Below are 20,202 nucleotides of genomic sequence, written 5' to 3'. Positions count from 1 at the left end.
CTCAGATTCAGGACAGTAGGGCTATCCTATTTCTCCTCTAGGAGCTGACAGATGTCAGAGCGCGAGACTGTCTTGTGGATGTGGGTGCAAGGCTTGGGGCTAAATCTTTCTGGGTTGGCGCTGTTGGCAGCAGCAGGCACCGCCTTTGGGCCTCTCAGTTGGACAGGTACAACGGTGGCGGTGATGTTGAAGCTCATTGGGGATAGCCAACTGGTGCGGGGCTACTGGCTCTGGCAAAGCCAGCGGCAACAGAAGGGATCCCAGCCCGTCAGCTCAGCAGCGGCAGTGCTCCAGAGTCAGGCTTGAGACAATCGCCAGCCCTTGTTCGGTCTCCGACCCAATAAAGCCAACTTAACCCTCCCTAGTCTCTCTTCCGAAGGGGGGAGGGAAGCTTGAGCTCACGGCTGTCTGGAGATGATAGCCCTCGGAAACCCTGTGGATCCTTGGGGCCCGGAGCTTTATCTCGGCTTTGGATCTGATCTGGATCTGAGTCCCCTCCGGCACCGGTAAGCCTCATTGCAGGTGAGCCACGGTCACTCCAGTACCGCCGTCTTCGGGATCAGCGGCTGAAAAACGCTGAACGCGCGGGTGATTTTGGAGATAAGCCTGGACGCCGGCTTTCAGGCGCCCTGTGCCGTGGCCGTGGATGATCCAAACCGGGCCGGGAGGAGCTTGGGCAAAGTGCTGTTCCAGAATGGCCTCAGCATCAGCAACGGTTTTCCCCCTCAGATCGAGGGTGTTCTGGCTGGTGCGCAGGTTCAGGGGAGCGGTGGCTGCAGGGGAGGGAGGTGGGGCTTTGGGGCGTTGGCGTTGCTTAGCCTGGTGTTCGTCAATGGGATCCAACTGCCCCCGCGGCACTGTGAATTTGAGGATGCCGCTGCGCACCACATACACATCCCCTTCGATGGCGATCACTTCCCCCGTCTGACCCAAGCCTCTCAGCCGCACCCGATCTCCCACCTCTGGCACAAACTCCATATCCACGGGCGGCGGTGGGGGAGAGTAGCGCTGCTGGATTTGCGCCAGCTCGGCAGTAATGCGTTGGGGATCCTCTCCCTGCTGCAATTTGCGGATGGCGGCAGCCACTTCCTGACGGGCAGCAGCCAACAGGGCTTGCAGTTCTTGGTTTTGCTTGTGCTCCAGTTGAGCTTCTCGCTCGGCAATTTGGCGGCTGCGCTGCTGCATTTGTTGATGTAGGCTCTCCAGCTCTCGATGCAGGGATCCCACCTGGGCCGCCCGCTCTTCCAATTGAGCCCGCTGCGCTTCCAGGCCGGCAATGACCCTATCCACCTGGCTTTCCCCTTGCAGGTGCCGCTGGGCCCGCCGCAGAATCTCTGGATCCAACTGCAGCCGTTGGGCAATGGCCAAGGCGTTGGAGCGGCCTGGGATCCCCCACAAGAGGCGATAGGTGGGGGCCAGGGTGACCTCGTCGAACTCCACCGAGGCATTTTCAAAGCCGGGATGTTGGTATTTCAGGGCCTTTAGCTCGCCGTAGTGGGTGGTAGCCAGGGTGAGCAGTGCCCTTTCCGAGAGGTACTCCAATAGCCCAGCCGCCAGGGCAGCGCCTTCGGTGGGATCCGTGCCCGCCCCCACCTCATCCAACAGGACAAGGGCCGGCTCCGGAGCAGACTGCAGGGCCTGCACGATGCGGCTGATGCGGCGGATGTGCCCCGAAAAGGTGGAGAGATTTTGTTGCAGCGACTGCTCGTCCCCAATGTCGGCGTAAACCCCGTCGAACCAAGGCAGCTGGGGCGGATCCTGAGCCGGCAGGAAGATCCCCGCCTTGGCCATGAGCACCAGCAGGCCCAGGGTTTTCAAGGCAACGGTTTTGCCGCCGGTGTTGGGGCCGGTGATGACTACGACCCGAATCGAGTCCGAGAGGGTGAAGTCGATAGGGACAACAGCAGAGCCTTGACCCTCCGAAGGGGCAGCGGCGCGAGATTGCCAGAGCAGCAGGGGGTGCTTGGCCTGACGCAGGCGCAATCCTGCCGAGACAAACTGGGGACGATTGCCGTCCAGCCAGAGGCTGTAGCGACCCCGAGCCAGAGCCACATCCAACCCCACCATCACCCCCTGCAAATGCTCCAGATCGGTGGCCACGGCTGCCACCTGAGCCGAGAGCGCGGCTAAGATCCGCTCTTCCTCCGCCTGAATCTGAACTTGGGTTTCTCGCCAGCGGTTGCCCAGTTCCACCACAGCGTAGGGCTCCACATAGAGGGTGGCTCCACTGGCAGAGCTGTCGTGCACAAGGCCGCGGATGAGATCCCGATGGGTGGCCTTCACCATCAGGACAAACCGCCCCTGCCGCTGGCCGATCAGGGTATCCTGCAGCGCCTGGGGGTACTGGCTCATCAACTGTTGCAGGCGCTCCTGGATCTGGCTGCGCTGTTGCCGTTGCTGCTGGCGCAGATTGGCAAGGGCAGGGCTGGCGCTGTCCCGCACCTCACCATGCTCCTCCAGGCAGCGGAAGATCTCCTGCTCCAGCTCCGGGTAGGTGCGCAGGTTGCTCACCCAGGCCTGCAGGTGGGGCAGATGGTCATGATCATCGATCAGGCGGCGGATGCGGCGGGCTGCCCCCAGAGTTGTAGCGATCTGCACCAGCTCTTCCCCGCTCAGGATCCCCCCCCGTTCAGCCCGTTCCAAAGCCGGCAGCAGGTTGTGGATCCCTGCCATGGAAAGGCCCCCCGCCTGTGTGCGATCGAGGCGAATCGCCTCTTCCGTCTGCTCAAGGTAGGCTTCGCTGTCGGCGCGGCTCTGCCAGGGATCCAGCTCCAAGCAGGCGCGGCGGCCCAAGGGTGTGGCCGCAAAGGTGGCCAAGTGCTGACAAAGGCGGGGCCACTCCAGCAATTCCAAGGTTTCTTGCCGTTCGCCTTGGCAGGCCGTAGGCCTTGGGGAGGGATCGGGCTTGGAGAAGACTGGCAGCGGGTGCAAGGTGGGGACGGTGGGCATTAACCATTCAGCGATGCAAAGAACCCTGGAGACGCAGTTGCTTCATCTCCTGCAAAAACTGCCGTTGATACTTGAGGAAGGCAGTGTGCCACTCGCGGAAGCGACGTTCGCCATCCCGCACCAGCATCTGGCGGTACTGCTCTGAGTTGAGACGGGGCTGAGCAAAAGATGGGTTCATAGGGATCAGGGACGCTCTCCATCCTATTGTGGCAGGCTCTGGGTCGGCTTCCACAGATAGCTTTTGGTGAGAGGGGCACGCTGATAATGGCGCCGTTGTCTCACGCGCTGCCTCTGGTGATCTTCCCAAGAAGCTGAGCTCACCGAAAAACTGGGTTCAAAGCCCCGCCCTACCGCTGTGGGGTTCGCCTTAGCAAGTGGGCCAGTTGAGGAGTACACCAACCGACTTGTCCTACGGAGGGTGGGAAAGCGCCTTCAGCGGCAGTTGAATTGCATTCGCGGCCATACTGTTCCGTTCCGTCAAGCTTGCCATACTGAAGGAAATCGCTGCACTCAAAACACTCAAGATCCGTGCGCAAACGAGTCACCCTCATTTTCCCCCGCCATTTGGTGAATGTGCCTCTCACCTATCGGTTGGCCAAAGACTTCGATGTGGCTGCCAATATCGTGCGCGCCAGGGTAGCCCCCAACGAAGTGGGTACTTTGGTGGTGGAGCTGTCGGGGGATATCGACCAGGTGGAAGCAGGATTGGAATGGGTACAGTCTTTGGGCATTGAGGTGACTGAACGGGCCAAGGAAATTCAAATCGACCCAGACTTGTGCGTGGACTGTGGATTGTGTACGGGAGTTTGCCCAACCGAGGCCCTGAAGATTTCTGCTCCCAGCTGGAAGCTGGAGTTCTCTCGCAACCGCTGTGTCATGTGCGAACAGTGTGTTGCCACCTGCCCCGTTGGGGCGATCAGCACCAGCTTGTAGTCAGTTTGTGGTCAGTTGGCTGAGTTACGAACTCCCCCAAGCTGACAAATCCCTTTACAATCCTGTTAGATTTGTTGGACATAGGTCTAGCTGCGGAGCGCACTCGACATGGCTTCTACTACATCGTTGATTGGGTTAACTTATGCCGGTTTGGCTGTTCTCTATTTGCTGGTGCTGCCTCTGTTGTCTCTGCTGTACGTGGACAAACGCTGGACTTCAGGCAGTGCTTGGGAAAAGGTGCTGATGTTTTTCTTGGTCTTGTTTTTCTTTCCCGGCATGGTGCTCTTGGCTCCCTTCATGACGTTTCGGCCCAAGCCTCGGTCGCTGTAAGGTCAGCCGTTTGTCGATCCACTGAGCCATGCGCAGATTGGACGTTCTTGGCATAGGCTTGGCCCTGCTGCTGGGGGGAGGGATCCTCTACGGCCTGCTGCTTTGGGCGGGCTTGGATACGGGGGCCGCGCAGCAGATATCGAGCGTGGTGCTTCTATTGGCCTGCTTGGGGTGGACTTTTGGCTACCTGAAGCGGGTGCTGCGTGGGGAAATGACCCTGAAGGCTCAGTGGGCCAGCTTTGAGACCCAGCAGATTCAAGAGAGGCTCCGCTCCCTCTCCCCAGAAGAGTTGCAGGCCCTGCAAGCTGAATTGGAAAGTGAGAAAGAAGGGATCCCGGATTGGGTTGAGCAGGAGAAACATTGAGGCCATTGGACAGGCCGCACCCAGAAATGGGCTGTCGGCTGCTGGGGATCCAGGTTTAAGGGTATGAAGCGTCGGGCTTAAACCGCAATACTTGTATATCTGTATATCCGGTTACCATTTGCTTCCCCTAAGAATGCTACATTACGCCCCGCACAAGATTCTGGCGTACGACGGATTATTAAGTGGTGCAAGCCTTTGCCTTTCCTTCTACTCGCATATCTCCATCCACTGTGAGAAAAACCATACTGCTAGCTCAGGGCCAGCCCTCGCAAATTCATCTCTGGAAGTTGGCGCTGGAGTCTCAGGGGCACTCTGTGGTGCTGGTTTCCCCGCGTGAAGATCTGCTGGAGGTGGCAGCAAGTCAGCCTCTGGATCTGATGGTGGTGGACATGACGACGGGGCTGTTTAACCCCTATGCCTTTTGTCGAGAGTGCCAAAGCAAGCTGCCCAACATCCCTGTTATCCTGACTCATCACCCCCGCCGCCACATCGAGCCCGCAGAGCGGCGCTGGGCAATCTACCAGGGGGCAGCAGATGTGATCCCTGGCTTGGCGGAGGCCGGCGACCTTCTCCACTCCCTCGAACGGATTTACGAGGCTGCCAGGTGGTTTTTGCCTATTGACACGGAGGCGCTCCACAGGGCTCTGAAGCAAGCGGGCTTATGGCCGGCGGAGGTCAGCCGTACATCTTCTTCCACCCCTCCCCCGCAGCCGAGCGCCCACTCTCCCACCGCCCCTCCACAACCCATCACCGCGGAAGGGGATCCAGGGCAAAAAGACTTGACCCCGCAGGTGAAGTACCGACTGATGTACCGGGGTCGCCCTGTCGATTGAGGTACTCGTTCCAACCTGCCGTCACTCGTTTTTCCTCGTAGCTTCTCGTGGCTTCTTGCCCTGCCAGGGTTGAGCTGCCGATTGGCAACGAGCAGGATGCAATCGCTGCAGCCCCGGGCAGCAGTGTATGGCTTCGCCATGCAAGCTACCCGTCTTGTTCAGCGTCAATGTATCAGCGAAGTCTGCTGGCAGAAATTGTGGAATGGATCACCTGGCCAGCAGAGGGGCCTGCAGAACTGATAGAGTTTTGGCACCTCTGCCTTCCCATTGCCCATGACCAAGCCCAAAGCCGGGATCCTCTACAACGACGCCAAACCCGCCGCCAAACGCAGCAGCGAAACCCTAGCCCGCTGGTTTCAGGAGCAGGGCTGGGAAGTCTGTGTGGCCCCCAACTGGGGCGGTATCCTCGGTTATGCCAAGCCCGACAGCCCCATCTGCCTGACCAAAGTAGATAGCCTGGCCCCGGCTGGATTTGATCAAACCATGAAGTTTGCGGTGGTGTTGGGGGGAGATGGCACCGTCTTGGCAGCAGCACGGCAACTGGCCCCCAAAGGGATCCCCTTGTTGGCGGTGAATACGGGCCATCTGGGCTTTCTGACGGAGACCTACCTTCCTCACCTAGAAGAGGCAGCCAGTGCCGCCATTGCCGGGGAATACACCCTGGATCGCCGCAGCATGTTGCTGGTGCAAGCCTACCGAGGGCAAGAATTGCGCTGGGAGGTCTTGAGCTTAAACGAGATGGTGTTGCACCGCGAGCCTTTGACCAGCATGTGCCACTTCGAGATCACCATCGGGGATCACTCACCTCTGGATGTGGCTGCCGACGGAGTCATCTTGGCTACTCCCACCGGCTCGACGGCCTATGCCCTCTCGGCGGGTGGGCCGGTGATCACACCGGGGGTGCCGGTTTTGCAGCTGATTCCCATCTGCCCCCATTCCATGGCGTCGCGGGCCTTGGTCTTCCCCGATTCGGAGGAGGTATGGATTAGCCCCGTTACCCCTCAGCCACTGGTTTTGGTGGTAGATGGAAATGCCGGCTGCTACATCATGCCGGAAGACCAGATTCGGGTGGTACGTGCCCCCTATTGGACAGATTTGATGCGCCTGCGCCGACCGGAATTTTTCCGGGTTATGCGAGAGAAGTTGGGGTGGGGACTGCCCCACGCTTCCAAGCCCACGTCGGTGGAGTTGCCTTAACTTTGCCGAGGCAGGACAAGCCATAGCTGCAAAATGGCCAATGCCCTTAACAACTCCACCCCTCTGTCGCTATGATGGTTAGGCTCGGAAGCGGATGTGGCGGAATTGGTATACGCGCACGTTTGAGGGGCGTGTGGCTTTGCCTTGCGAGTTCGAGTCTCGCCATCCGCATTACGCAATTAGTACGCGTTATTCATTAGTCCCTCTCCCAGAGAGGGAGAGGGGAAGCTGGCTTCGGCCTTTGGCACTATTCCCGAACGGCACCCTGCAGGCGTGCGCCCCAGGTGCGAGCAAAGCGCAGGTCAGCCCCAACCAGGTTGGCGTCGCGTAGATCGGCCCCCCGCAAGTCGGCGCCGTACAGGGATGCAGAAGAGAGATCGGCCCCCCGCAGGTTGGCCCCCCGCAAGTCTGCCCCCTCCAGGTAAGCGCCACTCAGGTTGGCTCCCCCCAATTGAGCCCGCCGCAAATTGGCCCCCACCAGGTAAGACTGGCTGAGATCGGCGCCCGTCAAGATGGTGCGCTCCAGATTGGCCTCGATGAGATCGGAACCGCTGAAATTGGCCTCCGCCAAATCCAGATTGCTCAGCTCAATGGATCCCAGGCGGCAGTTGGGACAGGTGCGGGAAGCCATGAGGTAGCGCATAAAACAAGAGTTGTAGGTTGTGGCTGCGGCAGAGGAAGCCAAGGCTGCCGTGGCCAGTAGTGCCCAAATGGCGGGAACTTTGAGATTGAGGTTCATGGTTACCAAGCCTCACAATTTTGAAGGTTTACGTGAAGGGACACAGCAGAGGGGGATGGTTCTGCGCTGGTCACATGATAGTGGCATCTTCTGGCTTCGGCCACTCCGCAGGTCTGTCTGGCCCACCTGATAGCAGGCTCTCTCAGGGCGGGATGACGTTTGGAGTCCTATCGTCCCGAAGCTGCCGGGCCGTTGCCAACACTGGGAAGGGGTGGATCTTTGAGCAGCGGCTGCACCCAATGCCAAGACAGTTGCCCCAACCCCACCAAAACCCCGAGTATTGCCGAGGAAGTCAGGACGCGATCCCAGCGGATTTCCCGCCAGCCGGCAGGGCTGGTTGTTGGCCTTCTTGGGTTGAGTTTCTCGGCAACAGGAAGCGGGCGATGGCGCAAAAAGTGCCCACAGCGACGACAGCGATAATCGGAGTTGGAGTTGAGCCAGTAGCAAGCTGGGCAGCGAAGCATGGGAAGGCCAGGGATCCCCTAGTGAAATGATCCCATTTTGAGGGGGGCGAGCAGTTGCCGTGAGCTATGAGAACCCCATTAGGGATCCCTCCAGTTGGCTTGAGAGGGATCCACTTTGCCTACACTCCCCTGGATTGTGGGCGGGGTTTGGGGCATCTTTGAGGAAGTAGCCTGTGCGCTGCGGCAGCCGGGATCCCTGTCGGTTGGAGAGAATCAGCCCTACAGAATCAGTAAGCATTGATCAGCAGCCCTGTGCCGGCCCTATGCAGATCTACTTAGAAAACATCTGTAAGCGCTATGGCCGCCGTGAGGTGGTGAGCGACGTTAGCCTGAACATTCAGCAGGGGGAAATCGTGGGGCTCCTGGGCCCCAATGGGGCGGGGAAAACCACCACGTTCTACATCATGACTGGCCTGATCCAGCCCAACCGCGGCCATGTCTGGTTGGATGACCAAGACATCACCCACCTGCCCATGCATCGCCGGGCCCAATTGGGGATCGGCTACCTGGCCCAGGAGCCGAGTATTTTTCGTCGCCTCAGCATCCAAGACAACCTGCTGCTGATCATGGAGCAAACGGGGGTGCCTCGCCGCCTCTGGCAGCAGCGGCTCAACCAACTGCTGGAGGAGTTTCGCATCGCCCACGTGGCCCACAGCCTGGGCCTGCAGGTATCGGGGGGGGAGCGTCGCCGAGCGGAGATCGCCCGTGCCTTGGCCGCTGGGATCCACGGGCCGAAATTTCTGCTGCTGGATGAGCCCTTTGCGGGGGTGGATCCCATCGCGGTGGCGGATATTCAGGAGGTGGTGGCCAAGCTCAAGCAACGGGGCATCGGTGTTTTGATTACTGACCACAACGTGCGGGAGACGCTGGAGATCACCGACCGGGCCTATATCCTCAACGACGGGGCCATTTTGGCCAAGGGCACGGCGGCGGAGCTGGCGGCGGATCCCTTGGTGCGCAAGTATTACCTGGGGGAGAAGTTCCGTCTCTAGGGCAGCTCCAGGTCACCTCCAGGAGTACAGAGCTCGCAGGCGTTGGCTTTTCTTGTGCTGGTGGGTCTGCATCCGAGCCAGCAGCTCGTCCAGGAGGGCAACCGCCTCCAGCAGGTAGGGGCCCTTGTTGAGCATCACACATTCGGCGCGGGCAGACATCACCGCATCGGAAAGCTCAGGCCGCGAGGGCAAGCCCTCCTTGGTGAGCTGATCCAGCACCTGGGTAGCCCAGACCACCGGCACCTGGGCTGCCTCGCAGATCCACAGCAGTTCCTCCTGGATCTCGCCCAAGCGCAGCCAACCGATCTCCACGGCCAGATCGCCGCGGGCAATCATCACCCCCAGGGGCCGGCAGCCGGCAACGGTCGCGATCAAGGCCGGCAGGTTTTTCACCGCCCGCTGCGTTTCCATCTTGCTGCGTTTCCATCTTGAGGATCAAGCCCAAATCGGGGCGAGCCTGCCGCCGCTCCAGCTCAGAAACCAGCAACTGCAAGTCCGCTGGCTGCTGGACAAAGGAATAGCCCACTAAGTCGGCATGCCGCACCACAAAGTCCAGGTCTTGGCAGTCTTTGTCGCTAAGGGAACGGATCTGGAGCTGACTGTCAGCTAGAAATCGCAGGAGCCCCGCACTGTACCCGTAGGGTCAGTGCCGGGAGGAATGCGCTTTGATGAAGTACAATGAACTTATGAGCCAAGTCCTGAACATATCCTGCAAGCTCAAGGTAGCCCAGTCGCAAGCCGCAAAGTTGGATGCGACAATGGATGCCTTTGTGCAGGCGTTGAACTGGGTCAACCAAAACACGCCCGAGAAAGTCACCAACGCCGTTAAACTTCAATCTCTGTGCTACCGCGAAATCCGTGCCCGGTTCGGCTTGTCCAGTAACTTGGCTCAGCAGGTCTGCAGACGGCTGGCCGGTGCCCGCAAGGTTGCCCGACAGAAAAACCGCCCCGTCAAAGCGTTCAAGGGGGGCTTCGCGACCTATGACGCTCGTATCTTTTCGTTCCGCGAGAAAGACTGGACGGTGTCGCTGACCACAGTGGAGGGTCGAGAGCGCTTTGAGCTGGCGATTGGCCGTTACCAGAGAGAACAGTTGGCGGGCTCCAATCCCAAATCGGCCACTCTGGTCAAGCGCAGAGACGGCTCCTACTACATCCAGATTTGCGTAGAGAAAAAACCACCCAAGCAACAAGATACCGACAAGGTGATCGGGGTGGACTTGGGGAGGACAGATATTGCCCATACATCAGACGGGGACAACTGGAATGGACAGCAGTTGAACAGAGTCCGAGACCACTACTCCAAGCTGAGGGCGGTACTCCAACGCAAAGCCAGTAAGGGCACACGCAGTTCGCGGCGCAGATGCAGAGAACTGTTGCAACGGCTGTCTGGCAAGGAGAGACGCTTTCAAGCGTGGGTCAATCATCGCATCTCCAAAGCTATTGTCTCTAGGGCAAAAGCTACCAACAGCGCTATTGCTCTGGAAGACCTGACAGGGATCCGGAAAAGAGTCAATCAACAGCCACGCAGCAAAGCCGAGCGGCGTAGGACCAACAGTTGGGCGTTCTACCAACTACGTCAGTTTCTGGAGTACAAGGCGAGGGTTGCAGGGGTTTCTCTGATTCTTGTGCCGCCTGCCTACACGTCGCAGACCTGTCACAAGTGTTTACACATCCATCCCGATCCTGCGCAATCCTACCGCAGTGGAAAGAAGTTTAAGTGTGGGCACTGTGGATGGGAAGGGGATGCGGATTTGAATGGTGCGAATGTGATTGCGCTTTTGGGGGCTGTCGTAAACCAGCCTAGAGGTTCGGGCCTGTTTTGTTCTCTGGTAGAGCAGAGCAGGCTCAGGGCTACTGAAAGCCCGCTCCGTACCGCTTAGCGGTCGGAGCCGGGTAGTTTACGAAAATTGAGGCCTTTTTCTGCTCGCAACTTCTTGCCCTGAGGGGCAACTTTGTCCACCTCCAGCACCACGCCTGCCGGCTCGATCCTTACCACGCGGGCGCCGATTTTGCCGTCGTCGATCCAAACACTTGCCCCTACCTGCAGGTGCGCCAAAACCTCCGGCAGGCTGCAGGTCACCTGGCAGGAGATATCGGCGCTGGCCTCAGGAACCTTCGCGGTGAGCAGGATGCGATCCCCGCGGTACACCTTGGTTTTGCCGGGGGGCATGGCCACTGGGCCGGTGCGGATCTTGGGGCCAGCCAGGTCCAGCAAAATCTTGCAACGCCGTTGGGTCTGGGCTTCGGCCTGGCGCAAGTGGGCCACCATTTTCTCCCACACCGAGGGCTCGTCGTGGGCGCAGTTGATGCGGGCCACGTTCATGCCCCGCTCCAACAACTGCAGCAACAGCTCCGGCTGCTCGGCGGCTTCGCTGGGCAGGGTCACCATGATGCGCGCGCGGCGATGGGGAGAAGGGGGGCCAAACAGCGCCTCGGCGTGCTGCTCTAGTGCCGTATCCCCGGCGTAAAACTCTTCATAGCTGGGTGCCGTATGGGTCAAACCCTGGGTGGCTGCCAAAATAGCAATCACCGCATCCAGGCTCTCCAGAACCCGCGACTCACAGCGCCCCAGCGAGGACAGCCCCGCAGCCGCCAGCTCCAGTTGCAAGCTGCGCAGATCCTGTTGGCGCAGCGCCAGGTAGCGCGCCAGGTTGTGGATGGCCGCAGGAGGGCTCGTAAGGCAGCCCCAAGCGGCCAAGTATTTCTGGGATCCCTCTACAACCTGCTGCCGCAGCTCCAGGAGCCGCTCCAGCAAACTTCTAAGATTGCAGGAGGGGGAAGAGGAGGAAACCATGTCGAAAGTCTTCCCAAGACAAACCCGGCCCAATTCTATGCCTGAGCTTACTTGGGGTCGATCATAGGCGGGTTAGGTTGAGAAAGGAAGGCGATAGCCTTTCATTGCCCAGTGTTCCGGTCTAGAGTCGTTAACAGCCTTCGGCTGTCCTGCCTACTACTTCCTTGGGTTGCGTGAAACTTCATTCTCTCCCTCCTGCCCGTTCCCGCGAGCGGCCTGACCACAGGCTCTCCCTCGTTTGCGCGGTGGGCCTGATGGATCGCTATGTCCTCTCGGAGATGCTGCTGCCGTTTCTCTTTGGGGTGGGAGCTTTCACAACCTTGGTGATGGCGGTGGGATCCCTGTTCGAGCTGGTGCGCCTGGTGGTGGAAGCGGGTCTGTCGCTTTCGGCGGCGTTACAGGTGTTTGTGTTGCGGGCGCCGGGGATCATCGTTTTGACGTTCCCGATGTCCATGTTGCTGGCCACGTTGCTGGCCTATGGGCGCTTGTCTGCCGATAGCGAAATCACAGCCCTGCGCGGCTGCGGGGTGAGCCTTTACCGCCTCATGGTGCCTGCCCTCGTCCTCAGCTTGCTGGTGACGACGTTAACGTTTCTGTTCAATGAGCTGGTAGTGCCGGTGAGCAATCGCCAAGCGGCCACGACTTTGAACCGAGCTTTAAATCGGGATCCCGACTTCCGGCGGGAGAATATCCTCTACCAAGAATTTGGCGAGATCCTCATGCCTGAGCCAGACGGCACCTTTTCCCGGCGACAAGGGCTAACCCGTCAGTTCTACGCCCGCAGCTTCGATGGAAAGCAAATGCGCGGCATTATCGTCCTGGATTTTTCCAACGAAGCGCTCAACCAAATTCTGCTGGCCCAACGGGGACGCTGGGATCCCCAAGAGAATCTTTGGGTGTTTGAGGATGGCACCAACTACATCGTTTCTCCGGATGGCACCTACAGCAACATTGCCACCTTCAGCCGGCAGGAGTTGCGTCTGCCTCGCGCGCCGCTGGAGCTGGCTCAGGAGATTCGCAGCCCTGAGGAAATGAACATTCGGGAGCTGAAGCATTACATCGAGGTGATCGCCAGTTCTGGAGATCTGCAACGGGTGCGCCGTCTGCAGGTCAGCCTCAACCAAAAGTATGCCATTCCTTTCGCGTGTCTGGCGTTTACCCTGATTGGGGTGCCTTTGGGGCTGCGCCCGCAGCGCACCGGTTCCTCTTTGGGGTTGGGCATCAGTGTGCTGATTATCTTTGCCTTCTATGTGCTGCTGTTCATCACCCAGGCGCTGGGACAAATTGGGACGCTGGGGCCAGCAATGGCGGCTTGGTTGCCCAACTTGATCTGTGCCGCCGTAGGGCTGGGGTTGCTTTACCGAGCCAATCAGTAGCTGCTGGGCACCGTTTCTCCAGATGTAGGATAAAACTGCCCAATGGATTCTCGTATTCTGGAGAGCTCCCCCATGGAAGTTCAAGCTTGGATGAATTGGATGTTTGGCGGATTAGCCCTGCTGATCTTGGGGGGAGGCATGCTGATGATGTTCACCACGGTGTTCACCACCAAAGGGCCCCAGCCCGAGGATTCTCAGTCGGATCCCCAAAAGGAGCGAGCCTAGCCCAAGGCCCGGTGACGGGATCCCTGGCAGCCGGCCCCATGCCTTAAGAAATAGTTAAAACTAGAGGGGGCTCTAGTCCCGCTCCCGTTGACGTAGCCGCTGCAGAGTCGAGAGAGGTTTTGTCTCCTCTGGCGGTTTTTGCTCAGCTGCGGTGGGCAGGGCGGCTGTTTCTGTTTTCTGAGGTTCGAGCAAAAGCTTGGCGGCTTCTGACTCAACGGCTGGAGGGCGAGCCGGGTTCTCCCCTTGTTGGCCGGGCAAGGGAACAGACTCCAGAGTGGCCAGCAGAGCTTGAATATGGCTGTGGGTTTCGGGATGGTTGCTGGCGGCATGGGCCAAGAGGGTGAGCTGCTCTTTGGCAGCGACCAGGTTCCCCAGCTTGAGATCCACCAAGGCCAGTTGATAGCGAGCCTTAAAGCCACTGGGATCCACCTCCACCGAGCGCTGAAAGGCGGCGCGGGCCTCCGCCAGCTTGCCTTGACGGGCATAGATCAAGCCGAGGTTGAAAGGCACGTCGGGATCCCGTTCGCTGGGCAGCACCAAGGTTTTTTCTTCCAGTTCAATTGCGCTCCGGTAGGCGTTGATGGCCAAGGTATGGAAGCCCATCTGCAGATAGCGAGCTCCGTCTTCCTTCAGTTGGGCGACCGTCGGCTCCCCTGTCAGTAGGGTCATGGGCGGTTGCGCGTGGGCAGGCATGGCCACCGCCAAGCTCAGCAGGCACCCCACCGTTTTCAGGCCTAAGGGTACAGCCTGACGACCAATCTGCTGCCTATTCATCACCATGATCTGTTTCCTCCAACCACATCAACACCACTTCATTCCACCCCTCTGGGCCGGGGAGCTGAGCCAATTGCCATTGAGGCAGAGCCTCACTCCAGAGACTATCCGCAATGGGGCTGGGAAGCACCACTTTTTGTTCCGACCATCGCAAAAAGGCCACATCTGGCGGGGAACACCCAATGCCCAAAGCTTTGATAGGGCCCAGATGCCGTTGGTAGCAATCCAGCAGCCGCCGCACCGCCTGCTCCCCCGGCGAGAAATTGGGTTCTGCGGCCATCGTTGGCCGTATCCATCCGGTCAGATACCATTGCGGCAGGCTGGAGAAGTGGAGCTGACGCACCCGCAGCAGATGTTGGGTGAGGTTGGCCTCTTGTTGGGCAAAAGCTTCCCGTAGGGTTTCGGGATCCCCGGAATAGCTGAAAATCTCACTGTACTCTCGCTGCTGCGCCCGCTCTGCCTCTTCCAAAGGGATCCCAGTGGCAGCGGCCAGTTCAGAGGCAGTCCAATCCCCAAACCCGATCAAATCCAAGTGGGACTCTTGACGCACCTGTTGCAGGATGCTGCGCAGGCGAGAATAGGGCAGACCCAAAGCATACACGTAGTAGGGCGGTCGGTGTTGCCACTGCTCGTCTAGGATGCCCGCCGGGAAGTAATGCTCGGGAACGTAAACGGCAGAGCCATCCTCACAGATGAACGGATGCTCCAGGCGCAACTGCCGCCGCACATGTTCCAGTTGAGCGCGGGTGCGCAGGCTGTAGAGCACCAAGGGAATGGAGCGGCGCTCTAGGGCAGCCAAGGCTTGTCGGGCAGCACCATAGCTGTTGAACTCTAGATCCAGCAAGCTGCCATCTAAACTGGTAAGGACAAGTCGCATAGGTGCAGGAAAGGGAAAGGCGCTGGCCCCGTCAGAATTGCAAGTAGCGCGACCGGCTGAAGCGTCCTACAGTACCTATGATCCAATAGCTTGACCAACCTGAGGGGGATTAGCCCCAAATGCTCTCCCTCAAAGCATCTGGGTGAATGGGCAATCCGTGCGCCAGAAGTGGTAAAAGCTCGATTGAGCACTACAGAATGCGTGTGTCGCCGAAGATCTTGGCTCAAAAACCAGCAGCAGAGAAGACAGACAGATTGAGTGGGTCAGTGGCTAGTTCTCTGTGCCGAAGGCGCGATCCCCTGCATCCCCCAGCCCGGGCAAGATAAATCCTCGATCGTTCAGCCGCTCGTCAATCATGGCGCAGAAGATTTGCACCATCGGGTAGTGGGATCCCAACCGCTGTAACCCTGGGGGCGCTGCCAATGCGCTGACAATTCTAACCAAGCTGGGATCCGCCCCCCGTTTTTTTAGCTCATCCAAAACCCAGAGCAGCGTGCCCCCGGTGGCCAACATCGGCTCGGGAATGAGAATGCGCATCTGTTCAGGGATCCGCTCTGGAAGGCGATTGAGGTAGCAACTGGCCTGCAGCGTTTCCTCATCCCGCACCATGCCAATGTGAAAGATCCGCGCCTGGGGCAAAAGGGCCTGACAGCCTTCCAGCATCGCCAAGCCAGCCCGCAATACAGGCACAATGCCCAGCAGGGTATCCGGCGCGATGACCTCTGCGGCAACGGGTTCCAAAGGGGTTTGCACCTGAACGGTTTGGGTGGGGATCCACTCCCGCATCGCCTCATAGGTTAGCCAGCGGCCCAGCTCCGACATGGCCGTGCGAAACAGGGGCATGGGCGTCTCCGCATCCCGAGCCACGGTTAGCCAGTGCTTAATGAGCGGGTGAGGGGGGACATAGACACGAAGCTGCTGACTTGCCACGGGAGAATGCCTCAATCTGGGCGGTAGCATAGCGGGTTGCCTTAGCAGAAAGCAAGCTCTAGAAAGCAAGCTCTCCAATTGGCCGCAACTCCATCCCGACCGGGGATAAATTGCCAACAGCTCCGGCAAATGCTCAAGGGGTGGGGCTCTTTGACCCAGCAAGATTGCGGCAGAATGAGATCTGCAGGTTACTTCGAGCGCCGGTCATGTTCGGTGGCTACAGGTTTGGGATAGACCAGGGCAAGGCTGGTTTCGGGTTTTGTTCCTCTTGCCATTTGCGAACTGAGGTGCTGGCCCCAGGGCAGCTTGGCCTCCCGCCGATGGAACCGAACGCCAGCGGCTCTCGTCTGCAAGTGCCGGTAGCCGGAGATACCGCTCTGCCCAAGGGTTTCTGGCTTAATGGGGTGTCGCAAGTTACAGCCTGTTCACAAATTAAGGGATACAAAACTTAAGGGATACAAAACATCGTGTTTCTGAGGCTTGACTCCGATGAGGTTTAGAACAAGTAGGTTTACAACCGTATCCGTAGCCCCTCAATAGGCTGTACCTGCATCTTTGGCCCCCTCACACCTTGCAAGGATTAGCTTAGGGAGAATGGATTATGGCTTCGTCTCAACCCTCTGACTCGAACACCAAGGCTCTGAGCCGCCGTCAACTTCTCAAGGTGGGGGCCGCAGCCCTTGGGGGCGGTCTGCTGGCGGCAGGGGGTGCCCAAGCTCAGCGCAAACCCTCTCCCACCCTGATCGTGGCTCAGGGATCCGGCCTGGATCGCGTTTCCTACGCTACCAACTGGTATGCCCAGGCGGAACACGGCGGCTTCTATCAGGCGGTGGCGACCGGCATCTACCGCGAGCATGGCCTGGATGTGACCATCAAGATGGGTGGCCCCGGCATCAACATCACCCAAGTTTTGGCCGGTGGAGCTGCCGAGTTTGCCATGGGGGGAAGCACAGGGGTGATCAATGCCGTGCGAGAAGGGATCCCCTTGGTGTGTGTGGCAGCCATTTTCCAGAAAGACCCGCAGATCATCATGACCCACCCCGGCACCCAGCGCTTTGAAGAGCTCAAGGGCCGGCCCATTTTCGTCTCGAAAGGGGGGCTTGCCACCTACTGGCCCTACCTAAAGGCCCGCTTTGGCTTCACCGACGATCAGGTTCGTCCCTACAACTTCAACCCCGGCCCCTTTTTGGCGGATCCCAGCTCAGCTCAGCAAGGCTATCTGACATCCGAGCCTTTTGCCATCCAACGGGAAGGGGGATTTGAGCCGGTGGTCTTCCTCCTGGCGGATTTGGGCTACAAACCCTATGCCACCACCATCGAAACCCGTCGCCAACTGGTGGAAACCAAGCCCGACTTGGTGGAGCGATTCGTGGATGCCTCTATCAAAGGCTGGTACAGCTTCTTGGAGGATCCCCGTCCGGCCTATCGCTTGATCAAGCAGGACAACCCGGAGATGACCGATGCCCAGTTGGCCTACAGCTTCGAGAAATTGCAGGAGTACGGCATCATCTTGTCCGGCGATGCGTTGGAAAAAGGCATTGGCGCCATGACCGACAAACGCTGGCAAGACTTCTTCGACAGCATGACGGTGGCCGGCGTATTTGAGCCAACCATCAACTACCGGGCTGCCTACACACTGGGCTTCGTCAATAAAGGCACTGCCTACTACACTGCCTGACGGACTTCCACCCTTGGCGCTTCTCAGCCCAAGGGATCCCCCCTCGCCCCCAGCCCCTCTTCCACCAAGGGAGAGGGGAACTATAGTCATTTCAAACTAGATTGAGACACCCCCTAAACGCTCCGCGCCACTGTCCTTACCCCCATTCCTTCTCTCAGAGGGAGAAGGGGGCTAGAGGGAAATGTTTCATTCCGGTTTAATTGAGAATGCCAGAACACTGCGTGATCACCTCCCCCAACACCGCCAGCAACACCGGCACCCCCAGACGGATCCCGGAGACCAACAGCGAGATCAAACAAAAAGCTCCAAGTGAAAAGGCGTTCCAGCGAAGCTTGGCCCAGCACTCCATCAACAAATGCAGGCACAGGTGGGAGCAGATTCATCGCCGAGCTGGAAAGCCTATCATGGGATCCAGTATGAAATCCATTGTGTCAGTGGTGCGGGGCACTTTAACCCTTCCACCCTCCTCTTCTCTGACAAATCCGGCAGCCAGCCTGACGGGCCCATCCGCTGCTGCGTCAGCAGTAGGGATCACTTGGCCTTGGGCAGCGCAGCGGGATCCCATCCTTGTCCTCGGGGCTGGGCTGATGGGGCGTTTGTTGGCCGCCAGCCTTGTCGAGGTTGGGCATCCCGTCCGCATTGTGGAGGCGGCTCCTGCTGCTGCTGTTGAGAGCAGTGCTGCCCATTTTGCCGCTGCCATGCTGGCTCCCCTAGCCGAGTCTGCCATCGCCGAAGCCAGTGTGGTGGCCCAGGGGTACTATGCCCTCTCCCGCTGGCCCGCCCTTCTGGCCAGCCTGCCAGAGCCGGTTTTCTTTCAGCAGGAGGGCACTTTGATCCTCTGGCACCGCCAAGATGCCGGGGAAGCCAAGCGCTTCTCGGCGCTACTGGCCGCTGTGGGGGAACACCTCCCGCATCTCCCCCGCCCTCAGCCGCTGGATGCCCAGGCTATTGCCGAGCTGGAGCCATCGGTAGCCGGGCGATTTGCGCAGGGCCTGTATCTTCCCCAAGAGGGCCAACTGGACAACCGCCAACTGTTGTCGGCTCTGCTGGCCAAGCTGCGGCAGCACGAGGTGGAGGTGGAGTGGGGTTGCCCCTGGGATCTGGAGCAGGCCCAAGCCTGGCAGCAACAAACCGGAGGCTGGGTTTTGGATTGCCGCGGCCTGGGGGCCCAAAAAGAATGGGGCGGGCCAAGACTGCTGCGCGGAGTTCGGGGTGAGGTGGTGCGCCTGTATGCCCCGGAAGTCTCTTTGCGGCGTCCAACCCGGCTGTTGCATCCTCGCTATCCGATCTACATCGCTCCCAAGCCGGGACACCTGTTCGTAGTGGGAGCCACCGAGATCGAATCTGAGGATCGCTCGCCGGTGAGCGTTCGCTCCGCCCTGGAGTTGCTCAGCGCCGCCTACGCCGTACATCCTGCCTTTGCCGAAGCGCGTATCCTGGAATTAGGCAGCCAATGTCGTCCCACCTTGGCAGACCATTTGCCAGCCGTGGTGGAGCGCTCACCTCGCCTGTTGCAGATCAACGGCCTCTATCGCCATGGCTTTCTGATCTCCCCGGCCATCCACGATGCTGTCTTGGAGTATCTCCACCAGGGTAGTTGTCGCTTGGCCCAGCAGCTTGGGATCCCCTTTCAGGTGCAGGCTGCCCCTCTTTCCGGTGAGTCCCTGTCGCCATGCGTGTCCTGATCAACCAAAAGCCTTACGATTTGCCGGAAGGCACCACTTTGGCCGAGGCAGTGGCTCAGGTGGGGGCCAGCGGCCCTTTTGCGGTAGCGGTTAATCTGAAGTTTGTGCCGCGTGCCCAATACGAGCAAACTCGTCTGCAAGAAGGCGACCAGGTGGAGATCGTCGCTCCGGTTGCCGGCGGCTAGCGCTCAAGTCCGCTTTTCTATCTGCCTCAGCCATGTCCACCCTTCTCCATTGCTCTCCCTCAACTCTGGCCGATGAGGATCCTTTGGTGCTCTATGGCCAACCGTTGCCCAGCCGTCTGATGTTGGGTACGGCTCGCTACCCTTCGCCAGCCATTTTGGAGCAGGCGGTGGCGCGCGCGCAGCCCTGTTTGTTGACGGTTTCTCTGCGGCGGCAAGGGGCACTGGGGCCAGAAACTTCCCAGAGGTTCTGGGCTCTGTTGCAGAAGATGGGGATCCCAGTTCTGCCCAACACCGCCGGCTGCCACAGCGTGCAGGAGGTGATCACAACGGCGGAGATGGCGCGGGAGGTGTTCGGCACCGACTGGATCAAGCTGGAGTTGATTGGGGATGACTACACGCTGCAGCCGGATCCCGTGCAACTGCCCACTGCTGCTGCTGAGCTGGTCCGGCGCGGCTTTAAGGTGCTGCCCTATAGCACCGACGACCTGGTGCTCTGCCAGCGGCTTTTGGATGCTGGCTGTGAGGTGGTGATGCCCTGGGCGGCCCCCATCGGCACCGGCAAAGGCCCCCTCAACCCCTACAACTTGCGCCTGCTGCGGGAGCGGATCGAGGCGCCGCTGATCGTGGATGCCGGCTTGGGCCTGCCCTCCCATGCCTGCCAGGTGATGGAGTGGGGCTTCGACGGGGTGCTGCTAAACACGGCGGTGGCCTTGGCCCGGGATCCGGTGGTCATGGCTGAGGCCTTTGCAGAAGCGGTGCGTTCAGGCCGCCGAGCCTACCTGGCCGGGGCCATGATCCCTCAGGAAACAGCTCAGCCCAGTACGCCTGTCATCGGCACTCCCTTTTGGCACCAGGGCTGACTGCCGCTCTCAGGGGT

At 59.6% G+C, this 20,202-nt stretch carries 23 protein-coding genes, 1 tRNA gene and 1 pseudogene; 15 read left to right on the top strand and 10 right to left on the bottom strand.

The genetic code is table 11. The annotated features are described in order from the left end of the window. The first annotated feature begins 51 nt into the window (after window positions 1-51). Complete coding sequence (locus ACVWY8_RS04555; protein WP_457392831.1) at window positions 52-306, top strand: hypothetical protein; 255 nt, start codon at window positions 52-54, stop codon at window positions 304-306. Between the two features lie 207 nt (window positions 307-513). Here ACVWY8_RS04555 and ACVWY8_RS04550 read toward each other — a convergent pair whose 3' ends face one another. Both ACVWY8_RS04550 and ACVWY8_RS04545 read right to left on the bottom strand, forming a co-directional pair. Next, the gene (locus tag ACVWY8_RS04550) at window positions 514-2,949 is read right to left on the bottom strand and encodes an endonuclease MutS2 (protein WP_457392834.1); all 2,436 of its coding nucleotides are present in this window, start codon (window positions 2,947-2,949) and stop codon (window positions 514-516) included. A gap of 7 nt (window positions 2,950-2,956) precedes the next feature. After that, on the bottom strand, window positions 2,957-3,127 hold the full coding sequence (locus tag ACVWY8_RS04545; RefSeq protein ID WP_414391046.1) for a hypothetical protein: 171 nt from the start codon (window positions 3,125-3,127) through the stop codon (window positions 2,957-2,959). 350 nt (window positions 3,128-3,477) lie between these two features. On the opposite strand from ACVWY8_RS04545, the gene ACVWY8_RS04540 reads away from it, so the two are divergent. From ACVWY8_RS04540 to ACVWY8_RS04515, 6 genes are all read left to right on the top strand, one after another. Beyond that, window positions 3,478-3,882, top strand: coding sequence for an NIL domain-containing protein (locus tag ACVWY8_RS04540; protein WP_414344412.1), 405 nt, complete (start codon window positions 3,478-3,480; stop codon window positions 3,880-3,882). Between the two features lie 108 nt (window positions 3,883-3,990). Continuing rightward, a complete protein-coding gene (gene ndhL / locus ACVWY8_RS04535) occupies window positions 3,991-4,212 on the top strand; it encodes an NAD(P)H-quinone oxidoreductase subunit L (protein WP_414331907.1) in 222 nt (73 codons plus the stop codon). A 28-nt stretch (window positions 4,213-4,240) separates the two neighbouring features. After that, window positions 4,241-4,576: a DUF3007 family protein gene (locus tag ACVWY8_RS04530; RefSeq protein WP_414391043.1), complete on the top strand. Its 336-nt coding sequence runs from the start codon at window positions 4,241-4,243 to the stop codon at window positions 4,574-4,576. A gap of 230 nt (window positions 4,577-4,806) precedes the next feature. Beyond that, window positions 4,807-5,409 (top strand): DNA-binding transcriptional response regulator, encoded by a 603-nt coding sequence (locus tag ACVWY8_RS04525; RefSeq protein WP_414406814.1) that lies wholly within the window; start codon window positions 4,807-4,809, stop codon window positions 5,407-5,409. Window positions 5,410-5,682: 273 nt separating this feature from the next. Then, window positions 5,683-6,606, top strand: coding sequence for an NAD(+) kinase (locus ACVWY8_RS04520; protein ID WP_011433945.1), 924 nt, complete (start codon window positions 5,683-5,685; stop codon window positions 6,604-6,606). Window positions 6,607-6,696: 90 nt separating this feature from the next. Then, window positions 6,697-6,777, top strand: a tRNA-Leu gene (locus ACVWY8_RS04515). Window positions 6,778-6,853: 76 nt separating this feature from the next. Here ACVWY8_RS04515 and ACVWY8_RS04510 read toward each other — a convergent pair. The 3 genes from ACVWY8_RS04510 to ACVWY8_RS04500 all read right to left on the bottom strand — a co-directional run bounded on the left by ACVWY8_RS04510 (window position 6,854) and on the right by ACVWY8_RS04500 (window position 8,047). Further along, complete coding sequence (locus tag ACVWY8_RS04510) at window positions 6,854-7,345, bottom strand: pentapeptide repeat-containing protein (protein WP_041436730.1); 492 nt, start codon at window positions 7,343-7,345, stop codon at window positions 6,854-6,856. 167 nt (window positions 7,346-7,512) lie between these two features. After that, a complete protein-coding gene (locus ACVWY8_RS04505; protein WP_011433947.1) occupies window positions 7,513-7,809 on the bottom strand; it encodes a hypothetical protein in 297 nt (98 codons plus the stop codon). Window positions 7,810-7,873: 64 nt separating this feature from the next. Beyond that, window positions 7,874-8,047, bottom strand: coding sequence for a hypothetical protein (locus ACVWY8_RS04500; protein ID WP_011433948.1), 174 nt, complete (start codon window positions 8,045-8,047; stop codon window positions 7,874-7,876). A 25-nt stretch (window positions 8,048-8,072) separates the two neighbouring features. On the opposite strand from ACVWY8_RS04500, the gene lptB reads away from it, so the two are divergent. After that, the gene (lptB, locus tag ACVWY8_RS04495) at window positions 8,073-8,801 is read left to right on the top strand and encodes an LPS export ABC transporter ATP-binding protein (protein ID WP_011433949.1); all 729 of its coding nucleotides are present in this window, start codon (window positions 8,073-8,075) and stop codon (window positions 8,799-8,801) included. A 12-nt stretch (window positions 8,802-8,813) separates the two neighbouring features. Here the strand turns inward: lptB and ACVWY8_RS04490 are convergent. Further along, window positions 8,814-9,405 (bottom strand): annotated as a pseudogene (locus tag ACVWY8_RS04490) (pyruvate kinase); the annotation flags it as partial. An 82-nt stretch (window positions 9,406-9,487) separates the two neighbouring features. On the opposite strand from ACVWY8_RS04490, the gene ACVWY8_RS04485 reads away from it, so the two are divergent. Continuing rightward, window positions 9,488-10,681 (top strand): RNA-guided endonuclease InsQ/TnpB family protein, encoded by a 1,194-nt coding sequence (locus ACVWY8_RS04485; RefSeq protein ID WP_457393302.1) that lies wholly within the window; start codon window positions 9,488-9,490, stop codon window positions 10,679-10,681. On the opposite strand, the gene ACVWY8_RS04480 is transcribed toward ACVWY8_RS04485, so the two are convergent. Then, a complete protein-coding gene (locus ACVWY8_RS04480; RefSeq protein WP_457387927.1) occupies window positions 10,678-11,595 on the bottom strand; it encodes a pyruvate kinase in 918 nt (305 codons plus the stop codon). The genes ACVWY8_RS04485 and ACVWY8_RS04480 overlap by 4 nt on opposite strands. 173 nt (window positions 11,596-11,768) lie before the next feature. On the opposite strand from ACVWY8_RS04480, the gene ACVWY8_RS04475 reads away from it, so the two are divergent. Beyond that, complete coding sequence (locus ACVWY8_RS04475) at window positions 11,769-12,971, top strand: LptF/LptG family permease (protein WP_457392837.1); 1,203 nt, start codon at window positions 11,769-11,771, stop codon at window positions 12,969-12,971. Between the two features lie 42 nt (window positions 12,972-13,013). Next, window positions 13,014-13,196 (top strand): hypothetical protein, encoded by a 183-nt coding sequence (locus ACVWY8_RS04470; RefSeq protein ID WP_457396850.1) that lies wholly within the window; start codon window positions 13,014-13,016, stop codon window positions 13,194-13,196. Between the two features lie 72 nt (window positions 13,197-13,268). Here ACVWY8_RS04470 and ACVWY8_RS04465 read toward each other — a convergent pair whose 3' ends face one another. From ACVWY8_RS04465 to upp, 3 genes are all read right to left on the bottom strand, one after another. Next, window positions 13,269-13,976, bottom strand: a complete 708-nt coding sequence (locus ACVWY8_RS04465; protein WP_414328993.1) for a tetratricopeptide repeat protein — start codon at window positions 13,974-13,976, stop codon at window positions 13,269-13,271. Beyond that, on the bottom strand, window positions 13,963-14,847 hold the full coding sequence (locus ACVWY8_RS04460; RefSeq protein WP_457392842.1) for a hypothetical protein: 885 nt from the start codon (window positions 14,845-14,847) through the stop codon (window positions 13,963-13,965). Before ACVWY8_RS04460 ends, ACVWY8_RS04465 begins: the two co-directional genes overlap by 14 nt. Before the next feature lie 270 nt (window positions 14,848-15,117). Beyond that, window positions 15,118-15,807 carry a uracil phosphoribosyltransferase gene (gene upp, locus ACVWY8_RS04455; RefSeq protein WP_011433955.1) on the bottom strand — a complete coding sequence of 230 codons (690 nt, stop codon included), beginning with the start codon at window positions 15,805-15,807 and terminating at the stop codon, window positions 15,118-15,120. Between the two features lie 571 nt (window positions 15,808-16,378). On the opposite strand from upp, the gene ACVWY8_RS04450 reads away from it, so the two are divergent. From ACVWY8_RS04450 to ACVWY8_RS04435, 4 genes are all read left to right on the top strand, one after another. Next, entirely contained in the window at window positions 16,379-17,455 is a 1,077-nt protein-coding gene (locus ACVWY8_RS04450) for an ABC transporter substrate-binding protein (protein WP_414523011.1), read from the top strand. A gap of 416 nt (window positions 17,456-17,871) precedes the next feature. Continuing rightward, entirely contained in the window at window positions 17,872-19,140 is a 1,269-nt protein-coding gene (locus ACVWY8_RS04445) for an FAD-dependent oxidoreductase (protein WP_457392844.1), read from the top strand. After that, complete coding sequence (thiS, locus tag ACVWY8_RS04440) at window positions 19,128-19,325, top strand: sulfur carrier protein ThiS (RefSeq protein ID WP_457387925.1); 198 nt, start codon at window positions 19,128-19,130, stop codon at window positions 19,323-19,325. Before ACVWY8_RS04445 ends, thiS begins: the two co-directional genes overlap by 13 nt. A 32-nt stretch (window positions 19,326-19,357) precedes the next feature. After that, the gene (locus ACVWY8_RS04435; protein ID WP_457392846.1) at window positions 19,358-20,185 is read left to right on the top strand and encodes a thiazole synthase; all 828 of its coding nucleotides are present in this window, start codon (window positions 19,358-19,360) and stop codon (window positions 20,183-20,185) included. Window positions 20,186-20,202: the final 17 nt, after the last annotated feature.

The sequence above is a fragment of the Thermostichus sp. OS-CIW-32 genome (assembly GCF_054060415.1).
This window is presented reverse-complemented; position numbering and strand designations above follow the sequence as displayed.

Bases quoted from the DNA above. Each gene is read 5' to 3' on its own strand.
- ACVWY8_RS04470 (WP_457396850.1), top strand. From the start codon at position 13,014: ATGGATTCTCGTATTCTGGAGAGCTCCCCCATGGAAGTTCAAGCTTGG.
- ACVWY8_RS04545 (WP_414391046.1), bottom strand. From the start codon at position 3,127: ATGAACCCATCTTTTGCTCAGCCCCGTCTCAACTCAGAGCAGTACCGC.
- ACVWY8_RS04450 (WP_414523011.1), top strand. From the start codon at position 16,379: ATGGCTTCGTCTCAACCCTCTGACTCGAACACCAAGGCTCTGAGCCGC.
- ACVWY8_RS04485 (WP_457393302.1), top strand. From the start codon at position 9,488: ATGAGCCAAGTCCTGAACATATCCTGCAAGCTCAAGGTAGCCCAGTCG.
- ACVWY8_RS04550 (WP_457392834.1), bottom strand. From the start codon at position 2,949: ATGCCCACCGTCCCCACCTTGCACCCGCTGCCAGTCTTCTCCAAGCCC.
- ACVWY8_RS04510 (WP_041436730.1), bottom strand. From the start codon at position 7,345: ATGAACCTCAATCTCAAAGTTCCCGCCATTTGGGCACTACTGGCCACG.
- lptB (WP_011433949.1), top strand. From the start codon at position 8,073: ATGCAGATCTACTTAGAAAACATCTGTAAGCGCTATGGCCGCCGTGAG.
- thiS (WP_457387925.1), top strand. From the start codon at position 19,128: ATGCGTGTCCTGATCAACCAAAAGCCTTACGATTTGCCGGAAGGCACC.
- upp (WP_011433955.1), bottom strand. From the start codon at position 15,807: ATGCTACCGCCCAGATTGAGGCATTCTCCCGTGGCAAGTCAGCAGCTT.
- ACVWY8_RS04530 (WP_414391043.1), top strand. From the start codon at position 4,241: ATGCGCAGATTGGACGTTCTTGGCATAGGCTTGGCCCTGCTGCTGGGG.
- ACVWY8_RS04520 (WP_011433945.1), top strand. From the start codon at position 5,683: ATGACCAAGCCCAAAGCCGGGATCCTCTACAACGACGCCAAACCCGCC.
- ACVWY8_RS04445 (WP_457392844.1), top strand. From the start codon at position 17,872: ATGAAATCCATTGTGTCAGTGGTGCGGGGCACTTTAACCCTTCCACCC.
- ndhL (WP_414331907.1), top strand. From the start codon at position 3,991: ATGGCTTCTACTACATCGTTGATTGGGTTAACTTATGCCGGTTTGGCT.
- ACVWY8_RS04555 (WP_457392831.1), top strand. From the start codon at position 52: ATGTCAGAGCGCGAGACTGTCTTGTGGATGTGGGTGCAAGGCTTGGGG.
- ACVWY8_RS04480 (WP_457387927.1), bottom strand. From the start codon at position 11,595: ATGGTTTCCTCCTCTTCCCCCTCCTGCAATCTTAGAAGTTTGCTGGAG.
- ACVWY8_RS04465 (WP_414328993.1), bottom strand. From the start codon at position 13,976: ATGGTGATGAATAGGCAGCAGATTGGTCGTCAGGCTGTACCCTTAGGC.
- ACVWY8_RS04460 (WP_457392842.1), bottom strand. From the start codon at position 14,847: ATGCGACTTGTCCTTACCAGTTTAGATGGCAGCTTGCTGGATCTAGAG.
- ACVWY8_RS04435 (WP_457392846.1), top strand. From the start codon at position 19,358: ATGTCCACCCTTCTCCATTGCTCTCCCTCAACTCTGGCCGATGAGGAT.
- ACVWY8_RS04500 (WP_011433948.1), bottom strand. From the start codon at position 8,047: ATGCTTACTGATTCTGTAGGGCTGATTCTCTCCAACCGACAGGGATCC.
- ACVWY8_RS04505 (WP_011433947.1), bottom strand. From the start codon at position 7,809: ATGCTTCGCTGCCCAGCTTGCTACTGGCTCAACTCCAACTCCGATTAT.